At 69.6% G+C, this 20552-nt stretch carries 13 protein-coding genes; 2 read left to right on the top strand and 11 right to left on the bottom strand.

All coding sequences use genetic code 11. The annotated features are described in order from the left end of the window. Positions 1–41: 41 nt before the first annotated feature. From dxs to ngcE, 8 genes are all read right to left on the bottom strand, one after another. The gene (gene dxs, locus AB0K80_RS30070; protein ID WP_365675057.1) at positions 42–1967 is read right to left on the bottom strand and encodes a 1-deoxy-D-xylulose-5-phosphate synthase; all 1926 of its coding nucleotides are present in this window, start codon (positions 1965–1967) and stop codon (positions 42–44) included. A 202-nt stretch (positions 1968–2169) separates the two neighbouring features. Continuing rightward, entirely contained in the window at positions 2170–3471 is a 1302-nt protein-coding gene (locus AB0K80_RS30065) for a sugar ABC transporter permease (RefSeq protein WP_365675055.1), read from the bottom strand. Then, on the bottom strand, positions 3468–4259 hold the full coding sequence (locus AB0K80_RS30060) for an ATP-binding cassette domain-containing protein (protein ID WP_365675053.1): 792 nt from the start codon (positions 4257–4259) through the stop codon (positions 3468–3470). The genes AB0K80_RS30065 and AB0K80_RS30060 overlap by 4 nt, the downstream gene beginning before the upstream one ends. Positions 4260–4466: 207 nt before the next feature. Continuing rightward, positions 4467–5567 carry a substrate-binding domain-containing protein gene (locus tag AB0K80_RS30055; RefSeq protein WP_365675095.1) on the bottom strand — a complete coding sequence of 367 codons (1101 nt, stop codon included), beginning with the start codon at positions 5565–5567 and terminating at the stop codon, positions 4467–4469. Between the two features lie 133 nt (positions 5568–5700). After that, positions 5701–6912: an ROK family transcriptional regulator gene (locus tag AB0K80_RS30050; protein ID WP_365675051.1), complete on the bottom strand. Its 1212-nt coding sequence runs from the start codon at positions 6910–6912 to the stop codon at positions 5701–5703. 182 nt (positions 6913–7094) lie between these two features. After that, positions 7095–8030 (bottom strand): carbohydrate ABC transporter permease, encoded by a 936-nt coding sequence (locus tag AB0K80_RS30045; protein ID WP_365675049.1) that lies wholly within the window; start codon positions 8028–8030, stop codon positions 7095–7097. A 15-nt stretch (positions 8031–8045) separates the two neighbouring features. Further along, on the bottom strand, positions 8046–8975 hold the full coding sequence (locus tag AB0K80_RS30040; protein WP_365675047.1) for a sugar ABC transporter permease: 930 nt from the start codon (positions 8973–8975) through the stop codon (positions 8046–8048). A 47-nt stretch (positions 8976–9022) separates the two neighbouring features. After that, a complete protein-coding gene (gene ngcE, locus AB0K80_RS30035; protein WP_365675045.1) occupies positions 9023–10513 on the bottom strand; it encodes an N-acetylglucosamine/diacetylchitobiose ABC transporter substrate-binding protein in 1491 nt (496 codons plus the stop codon). 420 nt (positions 10514–10933) lie between these two features. Between ngcE and AB0K80_RS30030 the strand changes: the two genes are divergently transcribed. Both AB0K80_RS30030 and AB0K80_RS30025 read left to right on the top strand, forming a co-directional pair. Further along, positions 10934–14674: a GH92 family glycosyl hydrolase gene (locus tag AB0K80_RS30030; protein ID WP_365675094.1), complete on the top strand. Its 3741-nt coding sequence runs from the start codon at positions 10934–10936 to the stop codon at positions 14672–14674. 21 nt (positions 14675–14695) lie between these two features. Then, positions 14696–16675, top strand: a complete 1980-nt coding sequence (locus AB0K80_RS30025) for an alpha-glucuronidase (RefSeq protein WP_365675043.1) — start codon at positions 14696–14698, stop codon at positions 16673–16675. Positions 16676–16684: 9 nt separating this feature from the next. On the opposite strand, the gene AB0K80_RS30020 is transcribed toward AB0K80_RS30025, so the two are convergent. The 3 genes from AB0K80_RS30020 to AB0K80_RS30010 are packed head-to-tail and all read right to left on the bottom strand — an operon-like array spanning position 16685 to position 20531. Next, positions 16685–17368, bottom strand: a complete 684-nt coding sequence (locus AB0K80_RS30020; RefSeq protein WP_365675041.1) for a hypothetical protein — start codon at positions 17366–17368, stop codon at positions 16685–16687. Beyond that, the gene (locus AB0K80_RS30015; RefSeq protein WP_365675092.1) at positions 17365–18876 is read right to left on the bottom strand and encodes a xylan 1,4-beta-xylosidase; all 1512 of its coding nucleotides are present in this window, start codon (positions 18874–18876) and stop codon (positions 17365–17367) included. Before AB0K80_RS30015 ends, AB0K80_RS30020 begins: the two co-directional genes overlap by 4 nt. Further along, positions 18876–20531 carry an extracellular solute-binding protein gene (locus tag AB0K80_RS30010; RefSeq protein WP_365675039.1) on the bottom strand — a complete coding sequence of 552 codons (1656 nt, stop codon included), beginning with the start codon at positions 20529–20531 and terminating at the stop codon, positions 18876–18878. Before AB0K80_RS30010 ends, AB0K80_RS30015 begins: the two co-directional genes overlap by 1 nt. Between the last annotated feature and the right edge of the window lie 21 nt (positions 20532–20552).

Genomic DNA, 20552 nt, shown 5'->3' with positions numbered 1-20552 from the left:
TCACGGTAGTGCGAGCGGCCCATATGGGCGCGGTGGGCGCGTCAGTCGCGGGCCGGCTCCACGGAGCCGGCCGTGGCACCTTCGTACCGGCCGTCCAGCTTGGCGACCAGCCCGGTGACCTGGCGGGCGATGTCGGGGGCGGTCAGCCCGATCTCGGCGAGGACCTCGGCGCGGGAGGCGTGGTCGAGGAAGCGCGGCGGGATGCCGAAGTCGCGCAGCGGGACGTCGACGCCGGCGTCCCGCAGGGCCTGGGCGATGGCGGAGCCGACGCCGCCGACCCGGGAGTTGTCCTCGACGGTGACGACCACCCGGTGCCGCTCGGCGAGCGGGGCCAGGGCGTCGTCGACGGGCTTGACCCAGCGCGGGTCGACGACGGTGGTGGAGATGCCCTGCTTGTCGAGGAGGTCGGCGACCTCCAGGCACATCGGCGCCAGGGCACCGACGGAGACCAGCAGCACGTCGGGGCGGCCGTCGGTGCCGGGCTCGCGCAGCACGTCCATGCCGCCGGCCTTGCCCACGGCCGGTACGGCGGGGCCGACGGCGCCCTTGGAGAAGCGCACCACGGTCGGCGCGTCCGTCACCGCCACGGCCTCGCGCAGCTGCGCGCGCACCTGGTCGGCGTCGCGCGGCGCGGCCAGCCGCAGCCCCGGCACGACCTGGAGGATGGACATGTCCCACATGCCGTTGTGGGAGGCCCCGTCGGTGCCGGTGATGCCGGCCCGGTCCAGCACGAACGTCACCCCGCACTTGTGCAGGGCCACGTCCATCAGCACCTGGTCGAAGGCGCGGTTGAGGAAGGTGGCGTACACGGCGAACACCGGGTGCAGGCCACCGGTGGCCAGCCCCGCCGCGGAGACGGCGCCGTGCTGCTCGGCGATGCCGACGTCGTAGACCCGCTCCGGGAAGCGCTTGGCGAACTTGTCGAGGCCGACCGGCTGGAGCATCGCGGCGGTGATGGCGACGATGTCCTCGCGCTCCTCGCCGAGCTTGACCATCTCGTCGCCGAAGACGGAGGTCCAGTCGGCCCCGCTGGTGGCGATCGGCAGACCGGTGTCGGGGTGGATCTTGCCCACGGCGTGGAAGCGGTCGGCCTCGTCCTGCAGCGCGGGCTGGTAGCCGCGGCCCTTCTCGGTGAGGCAGTGCACGATGACGGGCCCGTTGAACCGCTTGGCCCGCGCCAGCGCCGACTCCAGGGCCTCGATGTCGTGCCCGTCGATCGGGCCGACGTACTTCAGGCCGAGGTCCTCGAAGAGGCCCTGCGGGGCGATGAAGTCCTTCAGGCCCTTCTTGGCGCCGTGCAGGGTGTCGTACAGCGGCTTGCCGACGACGGGCGTGCGCTCCAGGACCTCCTTGGTGCGGGCCAGGAAACGCTCGTAGCCGTCGGTGGTGCGCAGCGTCGCGAGGTGGTTGGCGAGGCCGCCGATGGTCGGCGCGTAGGACCGCTCGTTGTCGTTGACGACGATGACCAGCGGGCGGTCCTTGGCGTCGGCGATGTTGTTCAGCGCCTCCCAGGCCATGCCGCCGGTCAGCGCGCCGTCACCGATGACGGCGACGACGTGCGAGTCGCGTTTGAGCAGCTGGTTGGCCTTGGCGAGGCCGTCGGCCCAGCCGAGGACGGTCGAGGCGTGCGAGTTCTCGATGACGTCGTGCTCGGACTCGGCCTGCGAGGGGTAGCCGGACAGCCCGCCCTTCATCTTCAGCCGGGAGAAGTCCTGACGGCCGGTGAGCAGCTTGTGGACGTAGGACTGGTGACCGGTGTCCCACAGCACCTTGTCCCTCGGCGAGTCGAAGACCCGGTGCAGGGCGATGGTCAGCTCGACCACACCGAGGTTGGGGCCGAGGTGGCCGCCGGTCTTGGAGACCGCGTCGACAAGGAAGGTCCGGATCTCCTCTGCCAGCTGGTCCAGCTCCTCCAGGCTGAGCCGGTCCAGATCGCGCGGTCCCCTGATGCGGGTCAGCAGCGGCACCCGTGCCTCCTTGCAGTAGAGCTGTTCGAGCTGTTGCCGGGCCAGTCGAGTCTAATGTTCCGCCCGGTATGCACGTGCCGGGGCGGTGCGTCGTACGTCACGGGTTCGGCCGTACCCAACAACGGTCCCACCTATGACACGACTGTGCCCGGCACCTGGTGGGTGCCGGGCACTGAGGCGGCTTCGCCGGGGGACGCGTACCCTACGCGCGCCCCGCCGTCTTCTGCGTCTTGCGGGTGACGGCGTCGATGACCACCGTCGCCAGCAGCACACCACCGGTGATCATGTACTGCACCGGCGAGGCGATGCCCTCCAGCGCCAGGCCGTACTGGATGGAGACGATCACCAGCACACCGAGCAGCGCGTTCCAGGTCCGGCCACGCCCGCCGAACAGCGACGTACCGCCGATGACGGCCGCGGCGATCGCGTTCATCAGCAGGTCACCACCGCCGGCGCCCTGGTTGGCGGAGGCGATCTTCGACGCGATGAACAGACCGCCGACCGCGGCGAAGGTGCCGGAGATCGCGAAGACGGAGATCCGCACCATCGCCACGTTGATGCCGGCACGGCGCGACGCCTCGACGCTGCCGCCGAGTGCGAACACCTTGCGGCCGTACGCGGTACGGCGCAGCACGAAGTCCGTGACCAGCAGCACGCCGATGAAGATCACCACGGCGAGCGGCAGGCCCTTGTACTGGTTGAAGACGATCGCGACGGCGAACGCCACGACGGCCAGCAGCGCGGTGCGCAGGATGGTGTCGCTCAGCGGCTGCGACGGCACCCCCGCGGCCTCGCGGCGGCGGTTGCCGAAGAAGGCGCTGACGAAGTAGATCACCGTGACCGCGGCGGCCAGCCCGTAGGCAGCGGCCACGTCGCTGAAGTAGTAGCTGGTCAGCTTGGCCACGACGCCGTCGGCGTCGAGGTTGATCGTGCCGTTGTCGCCCAGGATCTGGAGCATGAAGCCGTTCCAGAACAGCAGGCCGGCCAGGGTGACGGCGAACGCGGGCACGCCGATCTTCGCGAAGAAGAAGCCGTGCAGCGCGCCGGCGGCCGTGCCGGTGACGATGGCCAGCACGAAGGCGAGCCACTCGTTCATGCCGTTGGTGACGTTCAGCACCGCGAACGTGGCGCCGGCGACACCGCTGACCGAGCCGACCGACAGGTCGATCTCGCCGAGCAGCAGGACGAAGACGATACCGACGGCGATCATGCCCGTGCCGACCATGGCGACGGACATGTCGGAGAGGTTGCCGGCGGTGAGGAAGTTGGAGTTCAGGCTGGTGAAGATGGCCCAGATGACCGCGAGGCCGATGACGACCGGGATGGACCCGAGGTCGCCGGACTTCATCTTGCGCTTGAACTCGGTGACGTAGCCGGTGAGGCCCTGTTCGCGAACCAGCAGGCGGGGGTCGACGACCGTGACGGCGCCGGCGGGCGCCTCGGGGTTCTCGACGACGTGGTCCTCGGCCGTCGCCGTCGTCGCTGAGGTCTTGTCGGTGCTCACTTCTTGATCTCCCCATTGGTGCGCGCCGCACGACGGGTCACGGCGTTGTCCGTGGCGCCCGTGATGGCGGAGATGATCTCTTCCTGCGAGGTCGACTTGACCTCGAAGACGCCGTTGTTGCGCCCGAGGCGCAGCACGGCGACCTTGTCCGCCACGGCCTTGACGTCGGCCATGTTGTGGCTGATGAGGATGACGGCGTGACCCCGTTCGCGCAGCCGCTCGACCAGGTCGAGGACCTGCGCGGTCTGCTCCACACCGAGGGCGGCGGTGGGCTCGTCGAGGATCACCAGCTTGGGCTCGCCGAGCATGGACCGGGCGATGGCCACGGTCTGCCGCTGGCCGCCGGAGAGCGAGGCGATCGGGATGCGGACACTGGGGATGCGGATGGAGAGCGTCTCCAGCAGCTCGCGGGAGCGGCGCTCCATCTCCACCTCGTCCAGGACACCGCGCTTGCGGATCTCCCGGCCCAGGTAGAGGTTGCCGACGACATCGATGTTGTCGCACAGCGCGAGGTCCTGGTACACCGTCGCGATGCCCAGGTTCTGGGCGTCGTGCGGCTTGCTGATCTGGACGGACCTTCCCTCCCACTCGATGACGCCCTCATCGATGGGATGCACGCCGGCGATCGTCTTGACCAGCGTGGACTTTCCGGCGCCGTTGTCGCCCACCAGGGCGACCACCTCACCGGCGTGGACCTCAAGCTCTACGTCGGTGAGCGCCTGAACGGCACCGAACCGCTTGGAGACCCCGCGCAACGCCAGCACGGGCGTAGCGGACACGTGAACCATCTCCTTCGCCGCCTGACCCGGCGGAAGGTAGTGCAGAAAGTTGGGGGGAACGTTCCTTCCGGCGCCCCGCGGAGCTTGCGGGGCTGGTGTGTGCGGGGCGCCGGAGGAGTTCGGGGCAGTCAGTCCCGTACGGGAGTCCGCGCGCGGACCCCCGTACCACTCAAGGGATGAGACGACTGCTTACTGACGGGCCGGTCGACGGCCGGGTTACTTGAGGCCGATCTTGTCGCAGGCCGCCTTGTACTTGCCGGTGCAGATCTCGTTCACCGTGTAGATGCCGTCCTTGACGACGGTGTCCTTGATGTTGTCCTTGGTCAGCGACACGACCGGGACGAGGACGGCGGGGATGCCCTTGTTGGTGGGGCTGTCGACCTTGTCCTTGGCGATGGAGTCGAGCGACTTGCCCTGGGCGAGCGCGACCGCCATCTCGGCGGCGACGTCGGCCTCCTTCGGGTACGGCTTGTAGACGCTCATGTACTGCTCACCGGTGACGATGCGCTGCACACCCGCGAGCTCGGCGTCCTGGCCGGTGACCGGGATGTTGTCGATGCCGGCCGCCTTCAGGGCGGTGATGATGCCGCCCGCCATGCCGTCGTTGGCCGAGTAGACACCGATGATCTTGTTCTTGCCGAGGGCGGAGATGGCGCCCTCCATGTTGGCGTTGGCGTTCTCCGGCTTCCACTCCTTGGTGTCGTACTCGCGGCCGATCTTCACCTTGCCGTCGAGGACCGAGTGCGCGCCCTTCTTGAACTGGGCGGCGTTCGGGTCGGTGGAGGACCCGTTCATCATGACGATCTGGCCGGACTTGGCCTTGCTGCCCAGCGCCTTCAGCAGGGCCTCGCCCTGGGTCTTGCCGACCGTCTCGTTGTCGAACGAGGTGTAGGCGTCGATCGGGCCCTCGGCCAGACGGTCGTAGGCCACGACCGGGATGCCGGCGTCCTTGGCCTTCTTCACCGAGCCGGCGATGGCCTTGGAGTCCACCGCGTCCACGATCAGCACGTCGACCTTGTTGGTCACCATCGTGTCGACCTGCTGGTTCTGCAGGCTGGCGTCCTGCTTGGCGTTGGCGTAGACGACCTCGCCCTTGTTGTCCGTGAGCTCCTTGACCTTCTTCTCGATCAAGGGCTTGTCGAACTTCTCGTAGCGCGCGGTCTGGTTCTCCGGCAGGAGCAGACCGACCTTGATGCTGTCGCCCTTGGCGGCGGTGCCGGTGCCTTCGGTCTTGTCGCCCGACTCCTTCGCGCTGCCACAGGCGGCCAGCGAGACGGCCAGCGCACCGGAGGCGACGGCAACGGCGGCACGACGCATACGCGTGTTCACTTCAGAAACCTCCCTGACGAGGCCGCGTCGTTGCGGCCGAGGTGGCTGGAAGTCAACTCGGCCACACGTGCGACGTCAAGAAGTAAATCCTTAACGGGTTGGCAACGGTGCCATCCGTTCTCTAAGTGAAGGCAGGGGCCGCGGCATGGAGCGCACCGGCGGCGCTTCCATCCAAAAGTGTCGAATCACCCATCTCGCTGAGCGCGAGGGCGAGCGCTCCGAGCACCTCCGCACGACCCCCGAGTGCCCCGGGGAGAACGGACAGTTGACGTGCCGCGCTGGGGATGGCGTAGCGGCCGACAGACTCCCGGATCGGCCCGAGCACCAGTTCACCGGCCTCGGCGAGATCACCGCCGAGCACCACCCGGCTCGGGTTCAGCAGATTGCAGAGATTGGCCACTCCACTGCCGATGTGGCGGCCGACGTCGGCGATCACCCGACGGCAGCCCGGATCGCCGTCCCGCGCCAGCCGTACGACGCCTTCCATGGTCAGGTCGGTACCGTGACTGGACTGGAGGAGCGGGAGCACATAGCGTGCGGCCGCGAAGGTCTCCAGACAGCCGCGGTTGCCGCAACGGCAGACGGGGCCGGATTCGTCAAGTGTAATATGCCCGATTTCTCCCGCTGTGCCACCCGGGCCGCGATAGATCTTGCCGTCGATGACCAGACCGGCGCCGACACCGCTGGCGACCTTGATGTACGCCAGGTCCCGCACGCCCCGGCCACTGCCCCAGACCAGCTCCCCGAGGGCGCCGAGGTTGGCGTCGTTGTCCACGTGCACCGGCACGCCGAGCCGCCCCCGCAGCTCCTCGGCGGGCCGGGTGCCGGTCCAGCCCGGCAGGATCGCCGTCGAGCCCAGCGTCCCGGACTCCACGTCGATCGGGCCGGGCACGCCGAGCCCCACCCCGGCGATCTTGGAGCGGTCCACGCCGGTCGCGTCGACCAGCCGGTTGACCAGCTGTTCCGCCCGGTCGAAGCCCTGCGTGGAGGAGGCGTCCACGTCGAGCGGCTCGGACTCCTCGGCCAGCACCTGGTGGGCGAGATTCCCGATCGCGACGCGCAAATGGGTGTGCCCGAAGTCCACCCCTATGACGATGCCGGCGTTCCCGCTCAGTGACACGGCCCGGGCCCGGCGGCCCCCTGCCGAGGTCGGCGTGACCTCGACGGTTCCGCCTTCCTTCAGCTCCCGGACGATGTTGGAGACCGTCGCCGCGGACAGGCCGGTCGTCCTCGCGATCTCGGCCTGGGTGAGGGAACCCGCCAGGCGGACGGCACGTACGACCCGCTCCAGGTTGGCTCGGTGCAGCGACGACTGCGACCCCGGAGTCTCCACGACGACCTCCTGCGCACGGGGCCGCCTCGATGAGGCCCCGTATTTGTCCAACTAGTGAACTCTAAGCTGAGCCGTATGGGGCGCCTCCCGTCAAGAGGTTGAACTGTTTCCGCGTCCGTGTACAGGCATGCGTACGCCGCCCCCGGAACGGGAGCGGTGGGTGCGCGCGGTGTTCCGGTGCGTTACTTCAGGGTCGCCGACGTCAGCCCCGCCTGCACCTGGCGCTGGAAGGACAGGTACACGACCAGCATGGGGATCATGGCGATGCTCACGCCCGCGAACAGCACGGGCAGGTCGGAGGCGTACCCCTGCTGCTGCTGGAGCTGGATGAGCCCCTGGGTGAGGACGTAGCGCTCGGGGTCGTCGCCGCTCTGCGGCTGCATCAGCACGGTCGGCAGGATGAACTGGTTCCACTGCCCCAGCGTGTTGAAGATCCCGACGCTGAGCAGGCCCGGCTTGGCCATCGGCAGCATCACCTGGAAGAAGGTCCGGGTGTGCGAGGCGCCGTCCAGGATCGCCGCCTCGAAGACCGCCGTCGGCAGGGTCCGGAAGAAGGCGTGCATGAAGAACACCGTGAACGGCATCGAGTACGCGACGTACACCAGGATCAGCCCCTGGTAGGTGTTCAGCATGTCCAGCCGCTTCACCATGAAGAACAGCGGGACCAGGGCCAGGAACACCGGGAACATCGCGCCCGCGACGAAGAAGTAGTACAGGAAACGGCTGCCCGGGAACGGGTAGCGGGCCAGCACGTACGCCGCCATGGAGCCGAACAGCATGGTCAGCGGGACGGAGAACACCAGCACGATGACGGTGTTGAGGAAGTAGTCGCCGATGCCCTTGTCCCAGGCGCGGGCGAAGACGTCCAGGGACCAGTGCTGCGGCCAGCCGAAGGCCGAGCCGCCGATCTGCGCGTCGGTCTTGAAGGAGCTGAGCACCAGCCACAGCAGCGGCAGCACGATCAGCACCGCCCACAGGGCGAGGAAGCCGTGCGAGAAGACGTTCAGGACGACGCCCTCGCCGCGTGGGGCGCCGGGCCGGACGGGCGTCGTGCGGACCGGCTGCGGCACCGGGACCGGACCGCCGCCGGGGGCGGTCTCCTTCAGGGGGGCGCTCATCGTCGTCTCTCCCGCTCAGTACTCGATGCGCTCGCGACGGGTGGCGCGCAGCAGGACCACGGACACGATCAGGGTGAGCAGCAGCATGACGACGCCCATGGCGCAGGCGTAGCCGCTCTTGCCGTACAGCAGGAAGTTGCGCATCATCACGGTCGCCATGACCTCGCTGTGGTGGTCGGGGCCGCCGCCGTAGTCCCCGGAGGTCATGGTGGAGACCAGGATGAACATGTCCATCGCGGCGATGCCGAGGTAGACCCAGGCGGTCTGCACGGAGTCCCACAGCAGCGGCAGCGTGATGCGGAAGAAGGACTGGGCGCGGCCGGCGCCGTCGATGAGCGCGGCCTCGTAGATGTCCCTCGGGATCGACTGCATGGCGGCGGAGAACAGCACGAGGTAGAAGCCGACCCCGTGCCAGACGACCACCGCGATGAGCGCCCACAGCACGACGTCCGGCTCATTGAGCCATTCGACCGGGTTGCTCTCGTCCACCAGGCCGAGTTTCATCAGCACGCCGTTGAGCATGCCGCCGCTGTCGCTGCGGTAGACGGCGCCGAACAGCACCGCCATGATCGCCAGCGACAGCACCTGCGGGAAGAAGTAGACGATTTTGTAGTACCGCGAGCCGGCGACGCCCGTGACGCCTCCGGCCCTGCCGCGCCCGCCCGCGTTCAGCATGAAGGCGAAGAACAGGGCGAGCAGAATGGTGATCACCGGGATGAAGATCAGGAACAGGATGTTGTGCCAGATGGCACCCGTGAAGATGTCGTCCTGGAACAGCGCCGTGTAGTTGTCCAGTCCGACGAAACGGAAGGTCTGCGACTGGCCCTTCCAGTCGGTCAGCGAATAGCCGATCGTCTGGAGGTAGGGCCAGATGACGAAGATCAGATAGAGCGCCACGGGGACGACCAGAAATCCCGCGACGAACCGGTACTGCCCTTTGCGCATGGCGTTCCTGCCCCTGGTGTCCGGGTCGGTGTCCGTGCCCCGACGGCTCAGTCGCGGTGGTTCTTCTTGGACTGAGGATCCTTCGCCTGCTTGTCGACCGCCGCCTGGGCGCGTTTCAGCCATTCCTTGGGCTGAATACGCCGGGCCATCAGCTCGTTGGAGGCGTTCTCTATGGCGGTGCCCATTTCGCTGTACCACTCCGTGTACAGGTAACGGAAGGTGTTGTTTCCGGCAGCCTTGGACGCCTCGACGGTGGACTGGGTGCCGGGGCGCAGCCTGACGTTCGGGTCGACACCGTCCTTGACGATGGTCAGCGAGTTGGCCTCCTTCGCGAAGATCGTCGACCAGTCCTTGGAGAGCATCAGCCGCATGAACTCCTTGGCGGCCGGCAGGTTCTTCGCCTTGGCCGGGATGACGAAGGGTTCGCCGGAACCGGCCCGGATCGCCTCGAAGGGCAGCTTGCTGCCGGGCAGCAGCGGCATCGGCAGGAACGTCATGTCGAAGTCGGCCGGGGTCTGCTTGAGCTGCTCGTTCTCCAGCCAGGAGCCGCTGGTGATGAAGACCGCCTTGTACTGGTTCCAGCGGGTCTGGGACTCGGTGTGGGTCAGGCCGTTCGTACCGGGCATCAGATAGCCCTTCTCGACGACCTCGTAGACGGCCTCGACGGCGGCTTCGGCGGCCTCGGAGCCGACGAACGCCTTCGGGTCGAGGTTGTCGATCGCCTTCATGGCGTCCAGGCCGCCCTTCTTGGCGATCAGGTCCATGATGGCGACGTTGATGTAGTACGGGTACTTGCCCTGGTGGGCGAGGCCGCCGATGCCCTGGGACTTGGCGTCCTTGCAGATGGCGAGGAACTCGTCCCAGGTCTTCGGCTCGCTCCAGCCCTTCTCCCGGAAGAGCTTGCCGGAGTACCACAGGCCCCACACCGTGTAGATGTAGTTGAGCGCGACGACCTTGCCGCCCTGCATGCCGGCGTCCAGGGTGCCGGGGATGAGGGTGTCGCGGACCTTCCTGGCCGGGTCGTCGGCCGACGGGGCGTCCAGCACCTCGGCGAGGTCGAGGAGCTGGCCGTTCTTGTACAGCACGTCGATCGGGATCTGCTGGGCGCCGGAGTCGTCCACGAGGTCGGGCGGGTTGCCCGCGTTGAAGCGGGGCTGGAGTTTTCCGGTGATCTCCTGGGTTCCGGTGTGGACCGAGGTGACGTTCCACCGCTTCCTGAAGTCGGCCTCCCAGGCCCTGGCGTAGGCGTCGCCGTACCCGCCCTTGAAGATGACGACGTCGAGTTTGGTGCCCTTCTTCACGCCGAAGGGATTGGACTTCGAGGTCGTGCCCTCGGTGTCGCCGTCGTCGTCTCCCCCGCCGCCGCTGGCGCACCCGGACAGGAAACTCATCGCCGGTACGGAAACCAGGCCCAATGCGGCGGACCGCTTGATCAGATCGCGGCGGCCGACACCCGAGGACCCCGTGTTACCGGTGCCATGGTCGGCCGCTGAGGCATTGTTACCGGTGCCATTGTTCTCGGCGGACGTGGATCCCATGCTCAAGTCCTCGCCTTCTCCAGGACTCAGGCGGTGAACCGGATCCTTCCCGGCACCGCGATCGGATCAAGCTGGGTCGTACAGGAAGTGCCGAACGTGTGAAGTGCCGACAGGTATAGTCCACTTCCCGCCAGAGGGGCAAGATCGAGCACAAGGTTGGCTGTTGGTCTTGTCCGAGTTGAGACCTCGGGGAAACGCGCGGAAAGCGGAGCGGCCCTCGGGTTCCGCAGAGGAAATACCCCCGCCACCGCCTTCGAATACCACCACCAAGACCCTTGACATCCCTGAGCACTTGGGCAACTACTGATCCTTGCACCTTGAGTTGACAACGTTGTCCGCGTGCAGGGAGGGTACCTGGTGACGAAGCGCAAAGCTCGGCACAGATGGGGTTCGGCGGTCGTGTCGGCGACCGCCTTCGCTGTGGCCGTGGGTTCGCCGGGCGTGGCGGTCGCCCTGCCGGATGCGCCCGCGGCCGCCGACCGGGAGTTCGCCTCCTCCTTCGAGGTGGACGACCCGGTTCCCACCTGGCTGAACACCGTCGACACCGGCCCGGACGGCGGCAAGCGGGCCTCGGGGGTCGACGGCGGCTACAGCAGCGGCATCCCGGGCAATGTGACGGACCACGTCACCGACGTACGGGCCAGCGGCGAGAACAGCGGGGCGGGCGAGGTGAAGGAGAACCTCGCCGATGGCGAACCGTCCACCAAATGGCTGGTGTTCGAACCCACCGGGTGGGCCGAGTTCGACCTGGACACACCGGTGCAGGTGGCGCGCTACGCGCTGACCTCCGCCAACGACCACGCCGAACGCGACCCGAAGGACTGGACCCTGAAGGGCTCCACCGACGGCAAGGAGTGGAAGACCCTCGACAGCCGCTCGGGGGAGGCCTTCGACGCACGGTTGCGGACCCGGACGTACGACATCGCGGAGCCGCAGGCGTTCCGGCACTTCCGGCTGGAGGTCACCGCGAACAACGGCGGCGGCATCCTCCAGCTGGCCGATGTCCAGTTATCGACGGGTGGCGGCGAGGGGCCCGTCCCGCAGGACATGCTCTCCCTCGTCGACCGGGGCCCGAGCGGCTCGCCCACCGCGAAGGCGGGCGCCGGGTTCACGGGGAAGCGTGCCCTGCGGTACGCCGGGCGGCACACCGCCGAGGGCCGGGCGTACTCGTCCAACAAGGTCTTCGACGTCAACGTGACGGTCGGCCGGAACACCCGGCTGTCGTACCGGGTCTTCCCGTCGATGGCGGACGGCGACCGCGACTACGACGCCACGCACGTCGCGGTGGACCTGGCCTTCACGGACGGCACCTATCTGAGCGAGCTCCACGCCACGGACCAGCACGGCTTCCCGCTGACCCCGCGAGGGCAGGGTGCCGCCAAGGTGCTCTACGTCAACCAGTGGAACCACGTGGCCTCACGGATCGGGTCGGTCGCGGCCGGGAAGACCGTCGACCGGATCCTCGTCGCCTACGACTCCCCCAGGGGACCGGCGAAGTTCCGGGGCTGGCTGGACGACATCACCCTGAAGGCCGTCCCGCCCGAGAGGCCCAAGGCGCATCCGTCCGACTACGCGCTCACCACGCGCGGCACGCACTCCAGCGGTGGCTTCTCCCGCGGCAACACCTTCCCCGCGACCGCCGTCCCGCACGGCTTCAACTTCTGGACGCCGGTCACCAACGCGGGCTCGCTGAGCTGGCTGTACGACTACGCACGTGCGAACAACGCGGACAACCTGCCGACGATCCAGGCGTTCAGCGCCAGTCACGAGCCGAGCCCGTGGATGGGTGACCGGCAGACCTTCCAGGTGATGCCGTCGGCGGTCCCCGGCACCCCCGACACCGGCCGCACGGCCCGCGCGCTGCCGTTCCGGCACGAGAACGAGACCGCGCGGCCCCACTACTACGGCGTCCGGTTCGAGAACGGGCTGAAGGCCGAGATGGCGCCCACGGACCACGCGGCCGTGCTGCGCTTCACCTACCCGGGCGACGACGCGAGCGTGCTGTTCGACAACGTCACCGACCAGGCCGGGCTGACGCTCGACACCGCCGACGGCGTGGTCACCGGCTACTCGGACGTGAAGTCCGGGCTGTCGGCCGGGGCGACCCGGCTGTTCGTGTACGGCGTGTTCGACAAGCCCGTGACGGACGGGGCGTCCAGCGGGGCCAAGGGATACCTGCGGTTCGACGCACCCGACCGGACCGTGACCCTGCGCCTCGCCACCTCCCTGATCAGCGTCGACCAGGCGAAGGACAACCTGCGCCAGGAGATCCCCGACGGCACCTCCTTCGACGCGGTCCGGCGCGCCGCCCAGCGGCAGTGGGACCGGCTGCTGGGCAGGGTGGAGGTGGAGGGCGCCACGCCCGACCAGCTGACCACGCTGTACTCCAGCCTGTACCGGCTGTACCTGTACCCGAACTCCGGCTTCGAGAAGGCCGGCGGCAGGAACCGGTACGCCTCGCCCTTCTCCCCCATGCCCGGCCCGGACACCCCGACCCACACCGGCGCGAAGATCGTGGACGGCACGGTGTACGTGAACAACGGCTTCTGGGACACCTACCGCACGACCTGGCCCGCGTACGCCCTGCTGACGCCGGACCGGGCCGGTGAGCTGGCCGACGGGTTCGTGCAGCAGTACAAGGACGGCGGCTGGACCTCGCGCTGGTCCTCCCCCGGGTACGCCGACCTGATGACCGGCACCTCGTCGGACGTGGCGTTCGCGGACGCGTACGTCAAGGGCGTCCACTTCGACGCGAAGGCGGCGTACGACGCGGCCGTGAAGAACGCGACGGTCGTCCCCCCGGCGTCGGGCGTGGGCCGCAAGGGCATGGCGACCTCCCCCTTCCTCGGCTACACGAACACCGAGACGCACGAGGGCCTGTCCTGGGCGCTGGAGGGCTGCCTCAACGACTACGGCATCGCCCGCATGGGCCGGAAGCTGTACGAGGAGACGGGCGTGCGGCGCTACCTGGAGGAGTCCGAGTACTTCCTCGACCGCGCCCTGGACTACGTGAACCTCTTCGACGCCGAGGCCGGTTTCTTCCAGGGCAGGGACGCCAAGGGCCACTGGCGGGTGAAGTCGTCCGCGTACGACCCGCGGGTGTGGGGCCACGACTACACCGAGACCAACGGCTGGGGCTACGCCTTCACCGCCCCGCACGACAGCCGTGGACTGGCCAACCTGTACGGCGGCCGCAGGGCCCTCGCCGACAAGCTCGACGCGTACTTCTCCACCCCCGAGACGGCCTCCCCCGAGTTCGTCGGCTCCTACGGCGGGGTCATCCACGAGATGACCGAGGCCAGGGACGTGCGGATGGGCATGTACGGCCACTCCAACCAGGTCGCCCACCACACGATCTACATGTACGACGCGGCCGGGCAGCCCTGGAAGGCGCAGGAGAAGGTGCGTGAGGTGCTGTCCCGGCTGTACGCCGGCAGCGAGATCGGGCAGGGCTACCACGGTGACGAGGACAACGGCGAGCAGTCGGCCTGGTTCCTGTTCTCCGCGCTCGGCTTCTACCCGCTGGTGATGGGCAGCGGCGAGTACGCCATCGGCTCCCCGCTGTTCACGAAGGCGACCGTGCACCTGGACAACGGCCGCACGCTGGTGGTGAAGGCGCCGCGCAACAGCGCGACGAACGTGTACGTGCAGGGGCTGAGGGTCAACGGCCGCGCCTGGCACCGGATGTCGCTGCCCCACGCGCTGGTCGCCAAGGGCGGGGTGCTGGAGTTCGCCATGGGCCCGAGGCCGTCGTCGTGGGGCACGGGCGAGGACGCGGCGCCGGTGTCGCTCACGCGGGACGACCAGGTGCCGGCCCCGCGGGCGGACCTGCTGCGCGGGGGTGAGGGAGCCCTGTTCGACGACACGTCGGCGACGGACGCGGCGGTCACGGCCGTGGACCTGCCGGTCGCCGGGCGGGCGAAGGCGCTCCAGTACACGCTGACCTCCTCCGCCGACCGCACGAAGGCACCGGCCGGCTGGACCCTTCAGGGCTCCTCGGACGGGACCAGCTGGCAGACCCTGGACCGGCGCTTCGGGGAGTCCTTCACCTGGGACCGGCAGACCCGCGCGTTCACGGTGCGGTCACCGGGTACGTACGACAGGTACCGCCTGGTCCTCGACGGCGAGGCGACCCTGGCGGAGGTCGAACTGCTCGCCTGAGCACGCTAGTTGGGGGTACTCATGCCGCTGCCCGTGCCCGTCCTGCCCGAGGGTGTCGACCCGGCCTGGCTGCCGCCCGCCGCCTTCCGGGCGGTCGGTGGCCGGCGGACGCTGATCCGCGGCTCGGGCCCGCTGGTGGAGACGGTGCACGGGGAGGTGGCCGAGGCCTGCCGGAGGTTCGGGGGCCGGGTCGTGCGGGGCGGACGGGTGGACGCCTCGTACGACCTGGTCCTCGACGCCGAGGCCGGCGGGCTCGGCGCGGAGGGGTTCGCCGAGGAACGCGCGGGCGGCACGACGACCGTCACCGCCTCCGCCGGGCGGGGACTGCTGTACGGCCTGTTCCACGTCGTGCGGCTGCAGGAGGCGGCCTTCACCGGCGAGCGGGCCCGCGAGGTGCACCGCCCGGCGCTCGCGCTGCGGATGCTGGACCACTGGGACAACGTGGCCGTGCACCCGGTGATGGGCCAGGTGGAGCGCGGCTACGCGGGCGGCTCGCTGTTCTGGGCGGACGGCCGGGCGCGCGGTGAGCTGGAGCGGGTGCGGGCGTACGGCAGGCTGCTCGCGGCCTGCGGCGTCAACGCGGTCTGTGTGAACAACGTCAACGTGCACGAGACCGAGGCGCACCTGCTGACCGACCGGCTCGGGGACGTGGCGGACCTCGCCGGGGCGTTCCGGCCCTACGGCATCCGCACCCATCTGGCGGTGTCCTTCGCCGCTCCGGTGCTGCTCGGCGGGCTGCCCACGGCCGATCCGCTGGACGCGGCGGTGCGGGCCTGGTGGGCCGGGGCCGTCGCGCGGGTGTACGAGGTGATCCCGGACTTCGGCGGGTTCGTCGTGAAGGCCGACTCGGAGGGCCAGCCGGGCCCGTTCGCCTACGGCCGCAGCCACGCCGAGGGGGCGAACACGCTGGCCGCCGCGCTCGCCCCGTACGGCGGCACCGTGCACTGGCGGGCCTTCGTCTACGACCACCGCCAGGACTGGCGGGACCGTACGACGGACCGGGCCCGGGCCGCCCACGACCACTTCACCCCGCTGGACGGGCGGTTCGCGCCGAACGCGGTGCTCCAGGTCAAGCACGGGCCGATGGACTTCCAGGTGCGCGAGCCCGTCTCGCCGCTGATCGGGGCGATGCCGCACACCCGGCTGGCGGTGGAGCTCCAGGCGACCCAGGAGTACACCGGGCAGCAGCGGCACGTGTGCTGGCTCGGGCCGATGTGGAGCGAGGTGCTGCGGTTCCGGCTCGGGGACACGTCCGTCGGTGAGCTGGCGCGCGGCGGACTGGTGGCCGTGTCCAACGCCGGCGACGACCCGTTCTGGACCGGGCATCCGCTCGCCCAGGCGAACCTGTACACCTTCGGGCGGCTGGCCTGGGCGCCGGACGCGGATCCCGGTGACGCGCTCGACGAGTGGATCGGGCTGACGCACCCGGACGCCCCGCGGCGGCTGGTCAGCGGCCTGCACGCGGTGCTCGACGGGTCGTGGCGGACGTACGAGAAGTACACCGCGCCGCTCGGCGTCGGATGGATGGTGCAGCCGGGGCACCACTACGGGCCCAGCGTGGACGGCTACGAGTACAGCCCCTGGGGCACCTACCACTTCGCCGACCGGGACGGGATCGGCGTCGACCGCTCCCGCGCCACCGGCACCGGGTTCGCGGCACAGTACCCCGAGCCCTGGGCGCAGGTGTACGAGTCGCCCCGCACCTGCCCGGACGAGCTGCTGCTGTTCTTCCACCACGTGCCGTACGGGCATGTGCTGCACAGCGGGAAGACCGTCATCCAGCACATCTACGACACCCACTTCGAGGGGGTGGAGGAGGTCGAGGCGGCCCGGCGGGTGTGGGCCTCGCTCGGCGATCTGGCCGACCCGGCGCGGCACACACGGGTGGCCGAGCGGTACGAGGAGCAGCTGCGCGGCGCCCGGGAGTGGCGCGACCAGATCAACAGCTACTTCTTCCGCAACTCGGGGGTGCCGGACGCGCACGGGCGGCGCATCCACTGAAGACCGCGGTCACGCGGTGAACTCCTCCCGGGTCTGGGTGATCACCGGGCGGCTGCTGTGCAGCCAGGACAGCAGCAGCGGGGCGGCGAGCAGGGCGGGCAGGGCCTCGGTGAGCCAGGCGGCCGACGCGGCGACCAGGACCAGCAGGGAGGCGGCGGCAAGGGTGGCCCGGCCGTGCCGGAGCAGGAAGTAGGCGGCGAGGCGGGCGGTGTCGCGGGCGCGGAAGGCGAACAGGGAGGTCAGCACCAGCGCGTGCGCGCCCCACAGCAGGGAGCCGGCGCCGATCACCGCCAGCAGGGCCGCCCACCAGCCGGGCAGGCCGGTGGCGGAGAAGTGGGTGAGGGTGAACGCGATGACGGTGAGCCAGCCGAGCAGGGGCGCCCACAGTGTCAGCGCGGGCAGCGCGTTGAGCCGCCAGCCGCGCCGGTAGGCGCGGGCCGGGTGCAGTGCGGTGAGGTCGCGGCCGCGGTGGTGCAGGGCGTACAGCGCGGCCGACAGGGCCGGGCCGAGGGGCAGCAGGCAGACCGCCGCGAGGGGCAGGTTGGACGGATCGGGGCGGAGCAGGAGCAGCCCGGCCAGGCCCGGCGCGGTGGTGAGCAGCAGCAGGGCCTCGACGGTGAGCAGGGTGTGGATGAGGGCGGCGGCCCGGGAGAGGACGCCGGTGCCGAAGTCGGTGGTGCGTACGGTGCTCACGGCGCCTCCCGGCCGAGCAGCCGCCGCTCGTCCCACCAGGGCGGGGTCTCGTCCTGGACCGGGGTGAGTTCGACGAGGGTGATCTCGTGGCGGGCGAGGGTCAGGGGCACCTCGACGCGGCCGTGCTCGGCCGTCAGCCTGCGGTGGCTGCGGGCGGGCTCGGCGGCCTCGCGCAGGACGTCGAGCTGGGCGGGCTTCGGTGAGCGGGGGCTGCCCATGTGCCGCCAGGCGGTGTGGGCGTTGCCGTGCTCCTCGTCCACGCGGGAGCGGCGCAGGAAGACCTCGGTGCCGGTCACCGGGAGGGAGAGGTGCAAGGCGTGCCGGTCCGGTCCGGGCGTCTCCCCCGTCGGGTCGACGGGCGCCCAGGCCAGTACGGTGACCCGGCCGTCGGGGTGCCGGGTGACCAGGTGGTCGGTGCCCCGGGCGAGCAGCTGCGGGCCCATCCGGGCCATGAAGGCGTACAGGTGGTACGTCGGCTTCTTCACCTGCCGGTGGGTGAGCAGCCCGAAGCCGCCGTGGAAGAGCGCGGTGGGCGGCCCGGCCTCCTCGAACACGTCGCTGAACGTCCAGTACGAGAAGGAGTCGACGTGGTCGCCGCCGCCCGCGAGGACGGGGGCCAGGTAGGCGGCGTTGAAGGCGGTGTCGTGGAGGGGGTTGTCGGGACAGTACGAGGAGTTGAACTCGGTGATGTGGACGGGGAGGCCGGCGAGCCGCGTGCCCTTCAGGCGGTCGCGGGGCGTGGCGAACTGGTCCAGCAGGTCCCGCGCGGGCGCCAGCGTCTGGTACGAACCGAACGGCACGTGCTGGGCGGGGCCCGAGGTGTAGGCGTGCTTGGACACGAAGTCGACGGGGGTGTCCGTGCGTGCGGCGAACTCGGCGAAGCGGTCGAGCCACTCGTCCGCGCCGGGCGAGATCGCGGGCCCGCCGACCTGGAGGTCGGCGTCCACCTCCTTGACCGCCGCGGCGGTCACCGCGTACAGCCGGTGGTACGCGTCCTCGTCGGCGTTCTCCCAGAAGTCGGACAGGTTGGGTTCGTTCCACACCTCGATGGGCCAGGTGCGGACCTCGTCGAGGCCGTAGCGGTCGACGAGGTGGGACACCGTCGCCTTGACGAGCGCCGCCCACTCCTGGTGCGAGCGCGGCGGGGTGACGTTGCCCCGCCACCAGAAGACGGTCTGCTGTCCGGACGCCAGCTCCGCCGGCATGAAACCGAGTTCGAGGAAGGGCCGGATGCCGAGTGCCAGGCAGGCGTCGACGACCTGGTCGACGTAGGTGAAGCAGTGGCGGACCTGGCGTACGCCCCGGGGCCACTCGTAGGGCCGGTACACGGCCATGCCGTCGCTCAGCAGGCCGTGTCCCCGGATGTACCGGAAGCCGATCTCCCGCTGGATCAGGGCGAGGGAGTCCTGGTAGTCGCGGCGCAGGGCGAGTTCGATGCGGCCGGTGCCGACGCAGGCACGCCAGGCGCCGGAGAGACGGCCGATCGGCTCGGCGGGGACGCGGATGATCACCCGTTCTCCTTCTTGTACCGCTCGTGGGCCTTGTTGTGCAGGTCGACGAGTTGCTGCAGGTTCTTCGCCTTCAGCTCGGCGAGGTAGTCGTCCCACTCGGACAGCGGGCGTTTGCCGAGGACGAACTTGAGGGTGTTCTGGGTGACGGTGTCCCTGAGCGGTGTCTCCCACAGGGAGGCCTGCTCCTGCTCGACGGACTGCAGGGGGTGGGCCGGGGCGATGGGCAGCTGACTGCGCCGGGTCATGGCGGCCTGGAACTTCTGCTCGTCCGGGCCGAACATCGAGGAGACGAGCTCCCAGCTGCCGCCGTAGGCGAAGACGCCGTTGTAGAAGCCGTAGTCCTTCTGGAGGTCCTTGGGGGCGTCCGGGTCGGAGCCCATCAGGCTGATGCCGGGCTTGGGCCGGTACCGGCCGCCGCTGCGGGTGTAGGTGACGCCCTCGACGCCCCAGCGGGCGAAGCGCTGGCCCTCGTCCGAGTACCAGAGCCAGTCCACGAACTGCATCATCGCGACGAAGCTGTCGCTCTTGAGCGCCTTGCTGGAGATCATCACGCCGTTCTCCAGCCGGGCGCCGCCCAGCACGACGGGGCCGGCGGGCCCGAGCGGCACCGGGATCATCTCGATCCTCGCGCCCTTGACCTGCTTGTTCAGGTTGTACCGGTACTCCTGCACCAGGACCTGCGGGTTGGCGCTGATCGCGAAGGACTTCTCGCCGAGCAGCTTCTGCGCGGCGTCGTCGTCGGTCTGGGTGAAGCTCTCCGGGTCCACCAGCTTCTCGGCGACCAGCTTGCGCACGTAGGTGATCATCTGCCGGAAGGCGTCGGTGGCGCCGGTGAAGACGAACTTCTGCGCGGTCTCGTCCCAGCTGATGTTGTCGTACGTCCAGCCGGCCCGGACCCCGTAGGCCTGGCCGAGGTAGCTGAACAGGGCGGCGGCCGGGTAGGGCGTGTTCTGGCTCCAGCGGTCGGAGAAGGGGTACTTGTCCGGGTACTCCTGCTTGATCGCCTTGAAGACCTGGTACACCTCGTCCCAGGTGGTGGGCAGGTCCAGGCCCAGCTTGTCGAGGACGTCCGTGCGCAGCGCGAGGGAGTAGCCGGACCTGACCTTCTCGTGCAGACCCGGCAGCAGGTAGAACCTGCCGTCGGCCTGGCGGATGGAGTCGAGCTCGGGCTCCAGCTTCCACCGCTTCACCTTGTCCCGGAAGTGGGGCATCAGGTGGAGGTAGTCGCTGACCGGGAGGATGGCGCCGGAGGACACGAAGGCGACCTCGGAGGGGTGGTACGTCTTCGGGATCAGGAACGGGGCGTCGCCCGAGCCGATGAGGACGCTGCGCTTCTTCTCGTAGTCGGTCAGAGGGACACCGACCGGCTTGAGGGTGACGCCGGTGCGCCGGGTGAGTTCCTTCCAGAACAGCCAGTTGTTCTTCAGCGGATAGACCGGGTTGATGTTGTGCAGGACCGAGAAGGACAGCGGTTCGGACGCCTTGAACGGCTGGCCGGCGCGGTAGTCCTGCATCGCGCCGTGTCGTTTCTTCGACAGGTCCTTGGCATCCCCGCCGTCGTCGCCGCCGCCGCAGCCGGTGAGGGCGGCCAGTCCGGCGCATCCGGCGGCGGCGAGGATCTGCCGCCGTGAGAGCTGTCCTGCGTTGTTCACGGGGAACTCCCTTGTTCCGTG

Source organism: Streptomyces sp. NPDC052682, assembly GCF_040678435.1.
Lineage (GTDB): Bacteria > Actinomycetota > Actinomycetes > Streptomycetales > Streptomycetaceae > Streptomyces.
The sequence above is the reverse complement of the archived record's forward strand: the minus strand, read 5'-3'. Positions and strand labels throughout refer to the sequence as shown.

Coding starts and splice junctions, on each gene's coding strand:
- AB0K80_RS30060 (WP_365675053.1), bottom strand. CDS start 4,259: ATGGTTCACGTGTCCGCTACGCCCGTGCTGGCGTTGCGCGGGGTCTCC.
- AB0K80_RS30055 (WP_365675095.1), bottom strand. CDS start 5,567: ATGCGTCGTGCCGCCGTTGCCGTCGCCTCCGGTGCGCTGGCCGTCTCG.
- AB0K80_RS30045 (WP_365675049.1), bottom strand. CDS start 8,030: ATGAGCGCCCCCCTGAAGGAGACCGCCCCCGGCGGCGGTCCGGTCCCG.
- AB0K80_RS30040 (WP_365675047.1), bottom strand. CDS start 8,975: ATGCGCAAAGGGCAGTACCGGTTCGTCGCGGGATTTCTGGTCGTCCCC.
- ngcE (WP_365675045.1), bottom strand. CDS start 10,513: ATGGGATCCACGTCCGCCGAGAACAATGGCACCGGTAACAATGCCTCA.
- AB0K80_RS30025 (WP_365675043.1), top strand. CDS start 14,696: ATGCCGCTGCCCGTGCCCGTCCTGCCCGAGGGTGTCGACCCGGCCTGG.